13 protein-coding genes and 1 pseudogene are annotated in these 13,836 nt (G+C 69.1%); 5 read left to right on the forward strand and 9 right to left on the reverse strand.

The features are described 5' to 3' along the window. Positions 1-48 precede the first annotated feature (48 nt). The 3 genes from ACIBAG_RS27850 to ACIBAG_RS27860 all read right to left on the reverse strand — a co-directional run bounded on the left by ACIBAG_RS27850 (position 49) and on the right by ACIBAG_RS27860 (position 4,329). On the reverse strand, positions 49-1,509 hold the full coding sequence (locus ACIBAG_RS27850) for an FAD-binding oxidoreductase (RefSeq protein ID WP_399108564.1): 1,461 nt from the start codon (positions 1,507-1,509) through the stop codon (positions 49-51). Continuing rightward, on the reverse strand, positions 1,506-2,438 hold the full coding sequence (locus tag ACIBAG_RS27855; RefSeq protein WP_399108565.1) for an alpha/beta fold hydrolase: 933 nt from the start codon (positions 2,436-2,438) through the stop codon (positions 1,506-1,508). The genes ACIBAG_RS27850 and ACIBAG_RS27855 overlap by 4 nt, the downstream gene beginning before the upstream one ends. Positions 2,439-2,562: 124 nt before the next feature. Further along, positions 2,563-4,329, reverse strand: a complete 1,767-nt coding sequence (locus ACIBAG_RS27860) for a LuxR C-terminal-related transcriptional regulator (protein ID WP_399108940.1) — start codon at positions 4,327-4,329, stop codon at positions 2,563-2,565. Positions 4,330-4,380: 51 nt separating this feature from the next. Here ACIBAG_RS27860 and ACIBAG_RS27865 point away from each other — a divergent pair, with 51 nt between their 5' ends. After that, positions 4,381-4,701: a hypothetical protein gene (locus ACIBAG_RS27865; protein ID WP_399108942.1), complete on the forward strand. Its 321-nt coding sequence runs from the start codon at positions 4,381-4,383 to the stop codon at positions 4,699-4,701. On the opposite strand, the pseudogene ACIBAG_RS27870 reads toward ACIBAG_RS27865, so the two are convergent. From ACIBAG_RS27870 to ACIBAG_RS27880, 3 genes and pseudogenes are all read right to left on the reverse strand, one after another. After that, a pseudogene (locus ACIBAG_RS27870) lies at positions 4,648-5,139 on the reverse strand (hypothetical protein); the annotation flags it as partial. The gene ACIBAG_RS27865 and the pseudogene ACIBAG_RS27870 sit on opposite strands and share 54 nt — an antisense overlap. A gap of 90 nt (positions 5,140-5,229) precedes the next feature. Next, the gene (locus ACIBAG_RS27875; protein ID WP_399108567.1) at positions 5,230-5,481 is read right to left on the reverse strand and encodes a SulP family inorganic anion transporter; all 252 of its coding nucleotides are present in this window, start codon (positions 5,479-5,481) and stop codon (positions 5,230-5,232) included. Positions 5,482-5,489: 8 nt separating this feature from the next. Further along, complete coding sequence (locus ACIBAG_RS27880) at positions 5,490-5,615, reverse strand: hypothetical protein (RefSeq protein ID WP_399108569.1); 126 nt, start codon at positions 5,613-5,615, stop codon at positions 5,490-5,492. A gap of 350 nt (positions 5,616-5,965) precedes the next feature. Here ACIBAG_RS27880 and ACIBAG_RS27885 point away from each other — a divergent pair, with 350 nt between their 5' ends. From ACIBAG_RS27885 to ACIBAG_RS27895, 3 genes are all read left to right on the forward strand, one after another. Then, on the forward strand, positions 5,966-7,651 hold the full coding sequence (locus tag ACIBAG_RS27885) for a chloride channel protein (protein WP_399108570.1): 1,686 nt from the start codon (positions 5,966-5,968) through the stop codon (positions 7,649-7,651). A 213-nt stretch (positions 7,652-7,864) separates the two neighbouring features. Further along, positions 7,865-9,121: a lactonase family protein gene (locus tag ACIBAG_RS27890; protein WP_399108572.1), complete on the forward strand. Its 1,257-nt coding sequence runs from the start codon at positions 7,865-7,867 to the stop codon at positions 9,119-9,121. A gap of 206 nt (positions 9,122-9,327) precedes the next feature. Further along, positions 9,328-10,074 carry a DUF4142 domain-containing protein gene (locus ACIBAG_RS27895; protein ID WP_399108573.1) on the forward strand — a complete coding sequence of 249 codons (747 nt, stop codon included), beginning with the start codon at positions 9,328-9,330 and terminating at the stop codon, positions 10,072-10,074. A 27-nt stretch (positions 10,075-10,101) separates the two neighbouring features. On the opposite strand, the gene ACIBAG_RS27900 is transcribed toward ACIBAG_RS27895, so the two are convergent. The 3 genes from ACIBAG_RS27900 to ACIBAG_RS27910 all read right to left on the reverse strand — a co-directional run bounded on the left by ACIBAG_RS27900 (position 10,102) and on the right by ACIBAG_RS27910 (position 12,685). Then, entirely contained in the window at positions 10,102-10,626 is a 525-nt protein-coding gene (locus ACIBAG_RS27900; protein WP_399108575.1) for a hypothetical protein, read from the reverse strand. A gap of 432 nt (positions 10,627-11,058) precedes the next feature. Then, positions 11,059-11,595, reverse strand: coding sequence for a MarR family winged helix-turn-helix transcriptional regulator (locus tag ACIBAG_RS27905; RefSeq protein ID WP_399108577.1), 537 nt, complete (start codon positions 11,593-11,595; stop codon positions 11,059-11,061). Between the two features lie 34 nt (positions 11,596-11,629). Beyond that, positions 11,630-12,685, reverse strand: coding sequence for a PP2C family protein-serine/threonine phosphatase (locus ACIBAG_RS27910; RefSeq protein ID WP_399108943.1), 1,056 nt, complete (start codon positions 12,683-12,685; stop codon positions 11,630-11,632). A gap of 208 nt (positions 12,686-12,893) precedes the next feature. Here ACIBAG_RS27910 and ACIBAG_RS27915 point away from each other — a divergent pair, with 208 nt between their 5' ends. Then, positions 12,894-13,403: a nitroreductase family deazaflavin-dependent oxidoreductase gene (locus ACIBAG_RS27915; protein WP_399108579.1), complete on the forward strand. Its 510-nt coding sequence runs from the start codon at positions 12,894-12,896 to the stop codon at positions 13,401-13,403. The last annotated feature ends 433 nt before the right edge of the window (positions 13,404-13,836 follow it).

The following is a 13,836-nucleotide window of genomic DNA, read 5'->3' on the forward strand; positions in this document are numbered from 1 at the left end:
CTTCCGCAATTGATGGTGTCGTCGGCCTGCTTCGCCGGGCAGTGCCTATTACTCCAGCGGTGGCTCGTGACTTTCGTGTGTGGGCGGCCCGCTCGGACGGATGTTGCGGTTGACGCGGAGGAGGTTGTCGGGGTCGTACCGCGCCTTGATCTGCTGGAGTCGCTCGTAGGTGCCCCGGTATGCGTCGGCGGTTCTGTTGGCGTCGTCCTCGGCCAGTTGGAAGTTGACGTAGTTCCCGCCGGTCGAGAACGGCCGGATCTGCTCCCATCCCTTACGGACCGCGCCCACGATGCGGTCTCCGTCGGCGTGCGGCGGCCACACTCCGGAGAAGCCGCTGATGAACCGGGCTTCTCGGTTGCCGACGGCACCGCCGTCGTCGACCTCGTTCAGCGCGCCGGCGAGGTGGAAGATGACGGAGAAAGACAAGGGGGAGGCGAGGTCGAGCGCGGCGTCCCGGAAGGTGGGAAGGTACTCGTCCGGCAAGTGGGGGAGGAACTCGGCCTTCCAGTACTGGTTCAGCCCCTTGGGTTCCATCGCGTCGAGCATCGACTGCTGGACTGCGTAGGGCTTCGCACCGATGAGGTTGAAGATCGGCTCTCCGAGGGCACGGAGCGGGGCGAGGTCGGCTTCGGCATTGGTCCCGCTGTGGCATACGAGCAGCCCGGCGACGGGCTTGAGATGCCACTGGTCCGGGACGAACGGCGCGGGCGGCGCGAGCCGGATGATCGCCACTGCCGTCAGCTCGCGGGGAGCGGACGCGGTGAGCTCCCGGTACGTCGCGAGAACCTCGTCCACCCGGTCGGCACTCCAGGCGGCGAGGCCACCGGTGATGACGGGGCCGACCTCGTGCAGCCGGAAGGTGAAGCGGGTGACGACGCCGAAGTTGCCGCCACCTCCGCGCAGCGCCCAGAACAGGTCCGGGTTCTCCGCCCGGCTCGCGGTCCTGATCCTTCCGTCCGCCGTGACGATCTCGACCTCTTCCAGGTTGTCGGCCGCCCAGCCGAAGCGGCGCGTCAGGTAGCCGAATCCGCCGCCGAGGGTCAGGCCGGCGACTCCGGTCTCGGACACGAAGCCGAGCACCGCCGCCAGCCCGTGCCGCTGGGTCGCCCGGTCCACGTCCTGCAGCAGGCATCCCGGACCGACATGAGCGAGGCGGGCGGCCGGGTCCACGGTGACCTCGCGCATGCGGGACATGTCGAGGGTCAGCCCACCGTCGGCGAGTGCCGTGCCGGCGATATTGTGGCCGCCGCCCTTGACGCTCAGCAGCAGGCCCTGGTCCGCGGCGAACCGGACGACCGTGGCCACGTCCTGGGCCGAGACCGGCTGGACGACCAGCATCGGCGTCGCGGTGACCATGGCGTTCCAGACCAGGACGGCCTCGTCCCAGCCCTCGTCCCCGGCCGCGAGCAGCGGCCCCTCAAGCCGGGTGCTGAGCTGCTCAATCCGAGCGGAGGTCAGACCGATGCGCCCGCCTCCGAGTCCGGCGGCCTCGAACATTCTCGTACTCATTCGGGCTCCTCCTCTCCCGATCCCCCGGTCTCTCGTGACGCCCCCAGCGCCGTGCGCAGCGCCTCCAGGAACGCTTCCGGTTGTTCCGCAGCGGGGTCGTCGCGGCAGTCCTCGATCACGTGCAACGGCCAGCCGTACCGAGCGCTCGCCGCCTCCGCGGTCCGCAGCCGTACCTGAAGGCCGTAGCGGCCGTGGATCAGGTCGGTGGGAACACCGATGCGCGTGAGATGACCGGACGGGATCGGTGGCATGCCGACCCTTGGGATGAGGCGGCGCATCGCCGCCTGCACGCTGGGTGTGCGGGCACGGTCCAGGGCGTAGGCCAGCAACAGCTCCCACTGCTCCCCCACCTGCGCGCCCACCCGGTCCATGTCGAGGAAGCAGTGATTGAACAAGCGGTCCCGGCTCTTCGGAGTCGGTCGGGCGACGAAGCCCATCATGGGGACCGCGAAGCTCGACGCCGGCCGGAACCAGCCCAGGCCCAGCGTGTCGACCAGGACCAGGCGGGCGAGGCGGTCGCTGTGGTGCACCGCGTACCGCGCGGCGATCGCGCCACCCAGCAGGTGGCCGACCAGCACGGGCGGCCTCGCCTGGCACGTCTGGTCGATCAGCTCGTCGAGCCAAGTCAGGACCGCCTCGCTGTCGAGCGGGCCATCGCGTACCACCGATTCGCCGTGGCCGGGCAGGTCGGGAACGATCACCCTGTTGGTCCTGACCAGGTCGGGGATCACCCTGATCCAGATGGCGGCGAACTCGCCCTGGCCGTGCAGCAGCACGACAGGTGGGCCGTCCCCGCCTTCCAGGACGGCGGTGGACACAGTCCCCAGCTGCACGCGCCGTTCGGTCAGCGGCATGGCAGCCAGCAGCCGGCCGCGATACTCCTGCCCGGTGGATCGCTCCGGTCGTGTTGCCCTGTCCTGAGTGCTCATCACGGCCTCCTTCCTCGGTGCCTACGAGGTAAGGGTCCGAGTCCGGCAGCGACGTCCGCTTCAGCCGTGTCAACCAATTTGCCGGTGCACGCCGTGTGGGTATTTCTATGCAGGGGGCCAGGTCCTACACGAGGTTGTGCTCGTAGGCGTACGCGGTCGCGGCGGCCCGCGACGAAACACCCAGCTTGGTGAACATGTTGCTCACATGACGGGCAACCGTCTTGTCGCTGATCACGAGACTGTCCGCGATCTGCTGGTTCGACGCACCGGTCGCGATCAGGCGGAGCACCTCGATCTCGCGCGGGGTCAAGCCTCCGGGACTCGTGCGCGCTGCCCGACCCCTCTGGCCCATGAGCTCCCACACCTGCTCCAGCGCCGGCACCGCGCCCAGCCGCTCGAAGACCCGGCGCGCGGCTTCCAGCTCCATCTCGGCCGTGTCGTGATCGCCGACCTGACGGTACGCCCGCGCCATCTGGAGCCGCACCCGCGCCGCCTCGTAGGGAGCGTCGTTCTCGTGCCAGGCGGCCCACGCCCGGCGCAGGGCGATGCACGCGGCCTCCGGATCGCCGGCGGCCAGCAGCACGGACCCGTGCGCGTACGCGGCCACCGCCCGCAGGTACGGCGAGTCGAAGTCGGCCGCGATCTTGCCGAGCTCGTCCACCGCCATCTGAGCGTCCTCGACACCTCCGGCGGCAAGCTCGATCTCCACATAGCCGATCAGCACCCTGAGCCGCTCCTCCGCCCCTTCGGTCTCCACGAGGGTCCGGCGAATGGCGGCGGTCGCGTCGTCCAGCCGGGCCTGTGCCAGCCGGAGCAGGGCCAATCCAGGCTGCGCCGAGTGCCCCCAGGCGCGGGCCTCTCGGTAGCAACTCTCGGCCCGGGAGATCTCGCCGCGCAGCCGAAGCAGTTCGGCACGCTGATACAGCGCCATGCCCATCGCCGGGTCACCGGGCAGGGCGGACAGGTGCTCGCACGCCTGCCGTGCCTCGTCCATCGCGTCGGACCACTCACCGCGCAACTGCATGATCTCCGAACGGTGCACCATGCACTGGCCCCGGTAGGGCTTGAGGTCCTGCTGCGTAGCGCACCAACGGCTAAGTGCCACGGTCCACTCCTGCACGCGGCGAAGATCGAAGATCCCGCGGCAGGCGAGGATCACGGCGCAGTAGATGATCCCGGAAGCGACCGGCGAGACCTCTCCCGTGGTCACCGCCACCATCGCCTCGTCTAGCATCACCACACCCTGCGTCGCCCGGCCCTGGGCCACCAGCGACTGGCCCTCCCCCAGTCGCCCCAGTGCCCGCAGGTCGGCGTCGTCGAACCGGTCGGCGATCTCGGTGATCTCCACGAACGAGCGCCTCGCCCCCTCGGGATCGCCACCGCCCAGAGCCCGCAGCGCCATCGGGATGCGCAGATACCCCTGCTCCACGCAGTCCAGCGCCGTGTTCTCGAGGATGTGCTGCGCTCGTGCCAGCCAGCCCCCACCGCGGGCGTGCTCGCCGCGCAGAACGAGTGTGAGCCCCAGCCAGAACGCGCACCGCACGGCCGGCGCCACATCCCCTCGGTCCAGGAACGCGTGATGGGCCCGCTCCCAAGTCTCGGTTGCCGCGTCGACGGATCCGACCAGGTACGCCGCCCGCGCCAACCAGTCGAGATCATCAGCCCTGAGCGGGGCCTGCCGGTCGGCGGCCGACAGCTGCTCATACGCGTCCCGCCACGCCCGCCGCTCGTAAGCCTCGCGGCCCTGCTTACGTGGATCAACGGTGCCCATGAGCGCTCCCGCCGACGACGAGCCCGCACAGGCAGCGTACGGGCATTCCGCCGCACGCGCGCGGCCTCGACCTCGGAGAATGGTTCGCGGAGCACACACCCCCAGGGCGGGAACGCCCATGTCGACGTGCTGCGGGCGCTCGCCATCCTCATCGTGGTGCTCGGCCACTGGATGGTCATCGTGGTCACCGGCGGGGCCCGCGGCCTGGATGGCTTCAGCGCCCTGGCCGTGCTGCCGTGGGGCCGCCCGATCACCTGGCTGGTCCACGTGATGCCGATCTTCTTCCTGGTGGGCGGCTTCGCCAACGCCGCATCGCTGACCTCCCACAACCGTAAGGGCGGTAACGTCACGGACTGGCTCCTCGACCACAGCACGCGCGCCCAGCGCGCCGCGCTGCAGGTCGGGTGCCACGGCCTGGTCAGCGGTGTTGGCCGGGGTGAGCCTGCCGTCGACGATGACGCCGGGCCAGCAGATCCGCAGGTGGGCGCGTAATCCCAGGAAGGTCTGCTTGGCGGTCGCGTCGCGGCCGAAGGCGGCCACCTCGCGCAGGCGGCGGCAGCGGTAGGTGCGGCCGAAGCGGCAGATAGGGATGGGCGTGCTGTCCAGGACGGACAGCAGCGGATCACAGTCCACCTGCGTCAGCAGATGCCGGCGCAGCTCCCTCTTGACCCGCCACAGGTTCGCCGCCTGGCGCACGAACGTGGTGCGATGGATCCGGCGCAGACCGGGAAACCGCTCACCCCACCAGCGGCGGAAGTGGTCATACAGACCGGAATCGGTGTCGATGTTGAAGAACTCGCCGACGCATTCGATGGTCAGCACCTCGCTGTCGGCGAGTATCGGACGCGGGCCACGGCGGCGCAGGCGCCGGTCGTGCAGCCAGTCGTCGACGAGGCAGAACACTTCGACGACGAAGGTCGTGGCATCCATGGCGGGACCCTCGTACGAGCAGTGACGGCTAATCACCTGCAGCGTACGAGGGTCTCGCGCATGTTCACCCAAACCCGCACACCGGGTCAGCTACTGCACAACGGCCCCCGCGATCCCGCCCATGAAGCCCGACACGACCGGGTGGGGGATGTAGCGGATCAGTGATCCAAGCCTGCACAGCCCGAACAGGATCTGGAACGCACCAGCCATGATGAACGCGAGGAACGCACCCTCAAGTCCACTGTCAGCCGCGTTCACCGGCTGGACGCGCGCATCTTGGAGATCTCGGGCAGAGCTGCGGCGGTCGCGCCCCGGCTGCGCCAGAGGAGCGACCGCTGCCACCAGCGCGGCTACTGCCAGACATCGACTCCCCCGCCCCGCCACTCGATCAAAGGCGTGGTCCCGGCCTCCTCAGGATCCAGAGCGATGCCGATCCAGCTCACCACGGCCAGGACATCTGCCACACTGCGCGCCATACCGACCACATTGCCCCTGACCGACACCTGACGGCCACCGGCGCTGAAGGGCTGGTGCACGACCACAGGCGCCGCTCTGCCCCGCTCACCCCCCGGAGGCCGCGGACAGTCCCATGGCCCCAGTCCCGGTCCCGTGGACCGTGTACGCCGCACAGCGGATGCGTCTGCCATGTGCTGTTGATCTCCCAACGCGCTTACCCCGCCTGGAACCATCCCAGAGTCTTGCATAATGCAAAACTGAGGAAGGGAAAGCAATGGATGCCATACCGGCGGTCAAGGGAGACAGGCGTGCGAGCGGCTTCGCGTCTCAAATCAGGTTCGCGGGGTTGCATAGCGCCTCATGGAGCTTGATGGCGCTCGCCGTGGTGGTCGGCGGCGGGGCCGGTCTCGGCTCGATCGCCTTTCGGTGGTGCATCCAAAGCTTCACGCACGCCTTCTCCGGTCACGCCGACTATGCGGCTACTCCTGGTGTGAGCAATCCGCATGTGCCGTGGCTCGGCCCGTACTTCGTGCTGCTCGCCCCGGTGCTCGGCGGGCTGCTGTACGGGCCGCTGGTGCACCGGTTCGCCAAGGAGGCCCGCGGGCACGGGGTACCGGAGGTGATGCTGGCGGTCGCCCGGCGCGGCGGCCGGATCAGTCCCAAGGTCGCGGTGGTCAAGACGCTCGCCTCCGCGCTGTGCATCGGCTCGGGCGGCTCCGTGGGCCGGGAGGGCCCGATCGTGCAGATCGGCTCCGCACTCGGCTCGGCCCTCGGCCGGGTGCCCAAGGTGACCGAGGGGCGGATGAAGCTCGTGGTCGCCTGTGGTGCGGCAGGCGGCATCGCCGCCACCTTCAACGCCCCGCTGGCCGGTGTCTTCTTCGCCATGGAGCTGATCCTGGGCACTTTCAGCGCGGAGGCGTTCGGGGCGACGGTGCTGGCCAGCGTCACCGCGAGCGTGATCGGCCGCGCCGCCTTCGGTGACGTGGCCTTCCTCAAACTGCCGGACTTCCACATCGACCACTTCGCCCAGTACGGGCTGTTCGCGCTGCTCGGCGTCGTCGCGGCCGTGGTCGGGGTGGGCTTCACCCGCTCTCTGTACCTGGTCGAGGACGCCTGTGACTGGCTATGGCGAGGTCCGGAATGGCTGCGCCCCGCGGTCGGCGGGCTGGCGCTCGGCCTGGTGCTGCTGGCTCTTCCGGAGATGTACGGCGTCGGCTACCCGGTGCTGGAGAAGGCCACCGAGGGCGGGTACGCAGTCGGCTTCCTGTTCCTGCTGCTGACGGGCAAGATGCTGGCGTCCAGCCTGACGATCGGTATCGGCGGCTCAGGCGGTGTGTTCGCTCCCAGCCTGTTCATCGGGGCGATGCTCGGCTCCGCGTACGGCATCGGAGCCCATGCTCTACTGCCCGGCGCAGCGGGCGCAGTGGGGGCTTACGCCCTGGTCGGCATGGGTGCCGTCTTCGCCGGCGCGTCCCGCGCGCCGATCACCGCCGTGGTCATCCTCTTCGAACTCACCGGCGAGTACTCGATCATCCTGCCGCTGATGCTCTCCATCGTGCTGGCCACCGCCACCGGCCGCCTGATGTCGAACGACACCATCTACACCCTCAAGCTGCGCCGCCGCGGGATCGACCTCGAAGGCCCCGTCCCTGGTGCCCGCATCTGCGCCCAGCACGTCGGCAGGGTCATGGAACCGCTGCCCACACCCCTGCCCGCATCCACACCCCTCGCCGACGCCGCCGACCTGCTGAGCCTGTCCGGCCACGGAGCGCTCCCCGTCGTCGACGACACCGGGGGCTACGTCGGGGTCGTCACCGCTCAGGCCGTCGGTGAGGCACTCACGGAGGAGCCGGGGAGCGCCCCAGAGCGAGTCGGGCAACTCGCCGAGCCACCCGCGCCCGTCACCACGGACCAACCCCTCGCGCAGGCCCTGCATACCCTGGTCACCGCCCCCGGGAGTGGGGTGCCGGTTCTCGACCCCGGCCGCACCAAGCCGGTCGGCTGGCTGAGCCACCAGAGCGCCCTGCGCGCGGTGCACACCGCAGCCGACCGCTGAGTTATCCCCTCCGCAGAGCGGCTGGGTGGCATGTGGCGTTCAACTACGCGATGCGCGCCGGCATCCCAGAGAGCCTCACTGCCGCTCAGTCACCAGAAAGCCATTACGAGAATCTGACGCAGTCCCGGTTTCGCATCGGCTATCTGCTCACTCTGGCCACTCTGGTGCCTCCACAGCCGTGAACAGCACCGCACAGAGCCGAAGGAGCGGGACATGAGCATGCACAGCAGTCACAGGGACGACGGCCGCAGGAGCCGGGTCGGCGACACGCGGGGCGGTCACCGGGCGAAGTCCAGGACGCGCCGCATCGTGATCGGCGGTGGCGCTCTGGCCGTCGCCGGTGCCGCCACCGTGGCCGTGTCCCTGGCGTCGGCCAGTCAGTACTCGGGGCCCACCGCCGGGGCCGACCATGCCGTCTTCGTGCAGGGCAACGAGTTGGACGGCAACACCATCCACGTGTTCGCACGGGACGACGACGGCAAGCTCAAACCTGCGGGAACGTTCGCCACCGGCGGCAAGGGCGGCGACCAGATCGACGCCCCCACCGATTCCCTCGCCTCCCAGGGCTCCCTGGTCTACGACGACCGCTCGGGGATGCTCCTGGCAGTCAACGCCGGCAGCGGCACGGTGACCTCGTTCCGCGTCGAAGGACAACAGTTGAAGGACCGCCAAGTCCTCGACTCCGGTGGGGAATTCCCATCGAGCATCGCGGTGCGCGGCAGGATCGCGTACGTCATGAACGCGGGCGGCGCGGGCAGCGTCCAGGGCTTCAGGATCACCGGCAAGGGACTGAAGCCCCTGCCCGGATCCCATCGCTCGCTGGGCCTGGATAACGAGGACATACCGCGCTTCGACACCTCGCCCGGCGAGGTCGAGTTCACCCCGGACGGACGCAACCTGGTGGTCACCACCAAGGGCAACAACACCGTCGTGGTCTTCCCGATGAAACGCAACGGCCTACCGGCAGTCGCCGAACCGGTCGTCAACAAGTCGGCCGGCGGCGTCCCGTTCGCGATCAGCTTCGACGCGTCCGGCAAGCGAATGCTGGTCGCCGAAGCCGAGAAGTCCACAGTCACCACATACAAGGTGACCCACGGCGGCAAGCTGAAGGTCCTTCAGCAGCCCTTGCCCAACGGGCAGGAAACCCTGTGCTGGCTGGAGCGTGCGGGCAAGTACTTCTACGGCGGCAACACCGGCAACTCCACCGTCACCGGCTACCGCATGGACAAGAGCGGCAAGCTGTCCCTGACCAACGAGGTGGGCATCGCCACGCCGCCCTCGGCCAACTCCCAGGGCGTGATCGACCTCGCCGTCACCGAGGACGAGAGGTTCGTTTACGTCCAGAACGCCGTCTCCGGCACCGTCGACGGCTTCCGTGTCGAGGCCGATGGCGCCCTCACCAAGGTCACGACAGCCGAGGGACTGCCCGTCTTCGCCGAGTCCGGCATGGAGGGCATCGCCGCAGCCTGACAGCGACGCTCACATGTCATGTCCAAGCGCTCCAGCGCGTCGCCCGCGCTGGAGCGCCAGTGCGCGTAAGGCGCATAGTCCAGTCGCACAGGCCGCACATGTGACCCTGCCCCTCAAGCAGAATGCAAAATTTACCCAGTGCAATGATTGCTCGCGGTACCCCGCCCGTACCTCCTGACACAGCCCGAACGCTATAGGAGGTTTCCATGCCCATCTCCCGCAACACCATCGGCACCGCCGTCGTGGGCGGCGCACTGGTCCTCACCCTCGCCGCGCTCGCTTATCCGGCCATGCTCGGCGTGGAGAAGACCGCGACCAACACATCCCGGATCATCGCCAACACGCCCTACGGCCCACTCACCGAGGCTGACCGCGACTTCGTGGTCAAGGTGCGCGCCGCAGGGCTCTGGGAGTACCCCCTGGGCGAGATGGCGATGGAGCGCGGCACGACGAAGGAGATGAAGGAGGCCGGTGAGCATCTGGTGGTCGGGCACGCCGGGCTCGACGTGATGTGCCGCAAGATCGCGCCGGAACTGAACATCACCCTGCCCAACCAGGCAAGTCCGCAGCAGCAGCAGTTCGTGGCGACCGTGGACTCAAAGAGCGGCAGGGAATTCGACTCGACCGCGGTCAGCATCATGCGGGTGACGCACGGCCAGATCTTCCCCGTCATCGCCAAGATCCGGGCCAGCACCGAAAACACCCTGGTCCGTCAACTGGCCGACCTGGCCAACGACACGGTCCTGGATCACATCACAGTCCTGGAGAAGACCGGGATGGTCAACTTCGACCAGGTCAACTTTCAGCAGACCAACCCGCCCAAGCTGCCCAAGGAGCAGCTCACTCCGCCCGCACCCCAGCCGGGCGCCCCAGTCGTCGTCCTCACCCCGCGCCCCGACCTGGACGTCAACACCAGCTCCCCGACACCCACCCCCAGCCCGACGGCCGGGTGATCAGCAACGCGGCCTTACGCAGCCGCGTCAGTCTTCCGCGATGGACATCGGGGAGGCATGAGCATCGGATCCGGTGTGCGAGAGTCGGTAGGAGCGTACGACCGCGATCACACACGCGGCGACGAGAGCGGCAGCCCAACTACCCAGACCATGAAGAGGCCGCGTCCAGGAAGCGTCGCCCTCCACACCGCGCGGCGGCACCCGTCCCTTCGGGTCATACACGACGGCGAGCGCGTCCCCCGGGCGGGTGGTCTGCTCGCAGCCCCGCCAGATGCGGACGCTGAGCGGGACACCGTCCTGGTCGGCCACCGAGCAGAAATAGCGGCCACGGCCGGAGCCGACCGCTGCCACGCCCTCCACGGACGTCACCATCGCTGACTCCACACGTCCCCGTTCCGCCAGAACCACGCCCGCGGCCGCCTGGGGCGTCTGGAGCGCCAGGAATACTCCGAGGACGGCGACGACGCCGATCAGCGCCCGTCCGGCCCGCACGACGCTGAGGTAGAGGGCGAGCGCGGCGGCACACACAAGCCCGGCTTCGCCGTGCGCCATCCCGGGGACTCCGTACCAGGCACCGGCGATCCCCGTGCCGACAATGGCACCAGCCGCGAGTACCCCTGCGAGGAGCCCTTCCCCAGTCAGCCACCACGGCGGCAGGCCGACGAACTCCGCCGGCCCCCACACCACCGTGCGGACGTGGTCCAACAGATGCGGCTGCGACGGGGACGGGGGTAGAGGCGGTCGGCGCATGTGCATGTCCACCCCGCGTTCTTCCTTGGTCGCTCGGCATCCGTCTGCCGTCTCATCCTGGTGGCGCGGACCGATGATCCGCATTCCCCGGTGCCGGACACACAAGCGTGCCCGCGCTGCTGAGATGAAGCAGTGAGGCCACGTCGCCTTCACGATTCGCTTGCATTATGCAAAACGTGGCGAGGGGGAAAAAGACGCGCCCCCCGGTCCGGGTATCACCCGTTCCCGGGACCATCAGGCGTCGCGAGCCACCGCGACATCCACCGCCCAGCCCAGCGGATGCGGTTCCTGATCGTCCAGCGCCGGGGCCAGCGGCTCTCCCCCGGCCTCATTGAAGGCGGTCAGCGCCTCGATGAGCGCCAGCCGTTGCGTCGGGGTGAGCCGTTCGACGATCGCGGCAATCTCGTCGCGGCGCCGCGCGGTGACGTCCTCCACGATGCGCCGCCCCTCCTCGGTGAGCCGCAGCAGAGTCTCGCGGCGGTTGCCGGGATTGGTCTGCCGGTCGGCGAGCCCGGCGGCGATCAGCCGGTCGACCATGCGCATCGCCGTGGAGGGCGCGACTTGGAGCAGGTCGGCGAGCGCGACAAGTTTGGTGGCGCCGCGCGTGGACAGCACGACCAGCATCCGGAACTGGGGCAGCGTCACCCGTTCCTCGACCGCGGCCAGTGAGCGGGCTGAGACCGCAACCAGCAGGCGCGACGCGGTCAGCACCGCACGGGTGACCGCATCGACATCGTCTGTGGCATCAGGGCGGGTCTCATGCTCGGGCATACATCCTTTCTATCGTGCCGAAGCTTCTGCTCACTCACCCAGCAGGGGCAGATTTTCCCTGTTCATGACCATGAGCGTGACCGTGGTAACGCAGCAGGAGCATCGCCGCGTCGTCGTGGGCCGGTCCGGCGGCATGCTGAACCAGGTCCGCGCGCAGCGCCTGCAGGGCCTGGTGCGCGTCCGAGTCCTTCAGTAAGTACGCACGCTCGGCCAGTGGGTAGAACCGGCCCCTGTCGTCGCGGGCCTCTGTGACTCCGTCGGTGTACAGGAGCAGTTGCTCGCCGGGCGCGAAGTCCACGCGGAACGGATTGGGGCCCTCGGCTCCGTGCGCGCCCAGGCCGAGAGGGAGCGCGTATGAGGGCGGCTGCGGGAAGTCGGCCGTGCCGTCCCGCCGGACGAGCATCGGGGCCGGATGACCGTAGTTGAGGAAGACGGCCTCGTGGCGGGTGCCGATCTCGGCGAGGATCGCGGTGACGAACTTCTCCCCCTCCAACTCCCGGGCCACGCTGCGCTCCAGACGCTCACCCAGGCCGACCAGGTCGGGTTCGTCGTGGGCGGCCTCCCGGAAAGCGCCGAGCACCACCGCGGCCGTTTCCACCGCGGCCAGTCCCTTGCCCTGCACATCGCCCACGATCACCCGGACACCATGCGGGGAGGCCACCACCTCGTACAGGTCCCCGCCGATGCGTGCCTCCGCTACGGCCGAGGTGTACGACACCGCAGCCTGCAACGGTCCCGCGGTCAGCGGCACCGGTCGCAGGAGTACGCGCTGGGCGACCTCCGCGATCGACCGCACACTGGCCAGCTCCGCCTCCCGGCGCGAACGCATCACTGCCGCTGCGATTCCCGCACCGGTCACCCCGGCCACCGACCCCAGAGCCGCGAAGCCCCGGCGCTCCTCGAACTGCCCGTTGTAGAGACCGAGCCCGACACACAGCAGCAACGCCACCACGCCGATCAGCGCCGTACGCCGCCATCCACCGATCAGCCCGGAGAACGCGGGCCCGAGCGACACCAACGGCAGCAGCCCCACACCGGGGCCGGCCACCACGTCCACACCCGCGACCGCAGCCATCACCGCGACCGGCATCCAGGACAGAGTCGTCCCGCTCGGCGGCTGCTTCTCGTCGATCACGGCGTACTCCAGTGGTGCGGCGACACTGGAAGGTCACCCTGCCCAGGTGCCCCTCTCACACCTTTAGACTATGCAAATGTTGGTCGCGCGAGACGGCTCTCGTACCGGGCCTTTACCCAATCGAGTCCGAGAGCCGACATTCCCGACCCCTGAAAGGCCGACCATGACGCGCGGACACACCGAAACACCCCGCCGCCTCGAACTCCCCACCGGATGGCGGCGCCTGGCCGCACGGCTGCCGATCGTTCTGTTCCGCGCGGGGCTGGGGCCGATCTTCGGGAAACGGCTGCTTCTGCTGCATCACACCGGCCGCGTCACCGGCCTGGACCGTCATGCAGTCCTCGAAGTCGTGTCCTACGACCCCTCTGGGGAAAGTTGGACCATTACCGCCGGGTTCGGCTCGAAGGCCACCTGGTACCAGAACCTGCGCGCGCAGCCGAAGACCGTCATCCAGTTCGGCAACCGCCACCACGCCGTCACCGCCCACTTCCTCACGACCGATGAGGGCGCGGAGGTCATGGCCCGTTACGCCCGGCGGCACCCGAGAACAGCCCGACGCCTGTGCGCGTTCATGGGCCTGCCCGCAGACGGCAGCGAGGCGTCGTTCCGTGAAGCCGGACGCGCCATCCCCTTCGTCCGGCTCGATGCCGCCACGACATCCCGTCGCCCCTGACCGGGCCCGCTCCGAGAACACGCGATGCCCACCCTCGACAGGGACCTCGGCTCCGGCATCCGGAATCGTCACCGCACCCTGCGCTCGACGCACCTGCTCACGTGCCGCCGTCCTGTCGCAGACTTCAAAAGAGATTCGCGAAAGCGGGTCGGCGGGACTGGCGATCTTATTTTGCACTATGCAATGATCGAGCCGGGGGCCGAGCCGACGGCCGAGTACTGTTCGGCGCCCAGGAGTGACACCGGCAGGGTTGTGCGGAACGGAACCGCGCGCCGGCCGTCGGCGGGCCCCGCACTGTGTACGGTTTCTCGCCGCCAGGCCACGACTGCTGCCGCACGTCGTCGCGAGGGGGCACGAGAGACAACTCCACGGCAGGACAGCCGACTTCACCCGAGGGCCGGGCGCGGCCTGCCTGGCCAGAGGGGGCGAAGCG

It is taken from the genome of Streptomyces sp. NPDC051243, from assembly GCF_044455405.1.
Taxonomy (GTDB): Bacteria; Actinomycetota; Actinomycetes; order Streptomycetales; family Streptomycetaceae; genus Streptomyces.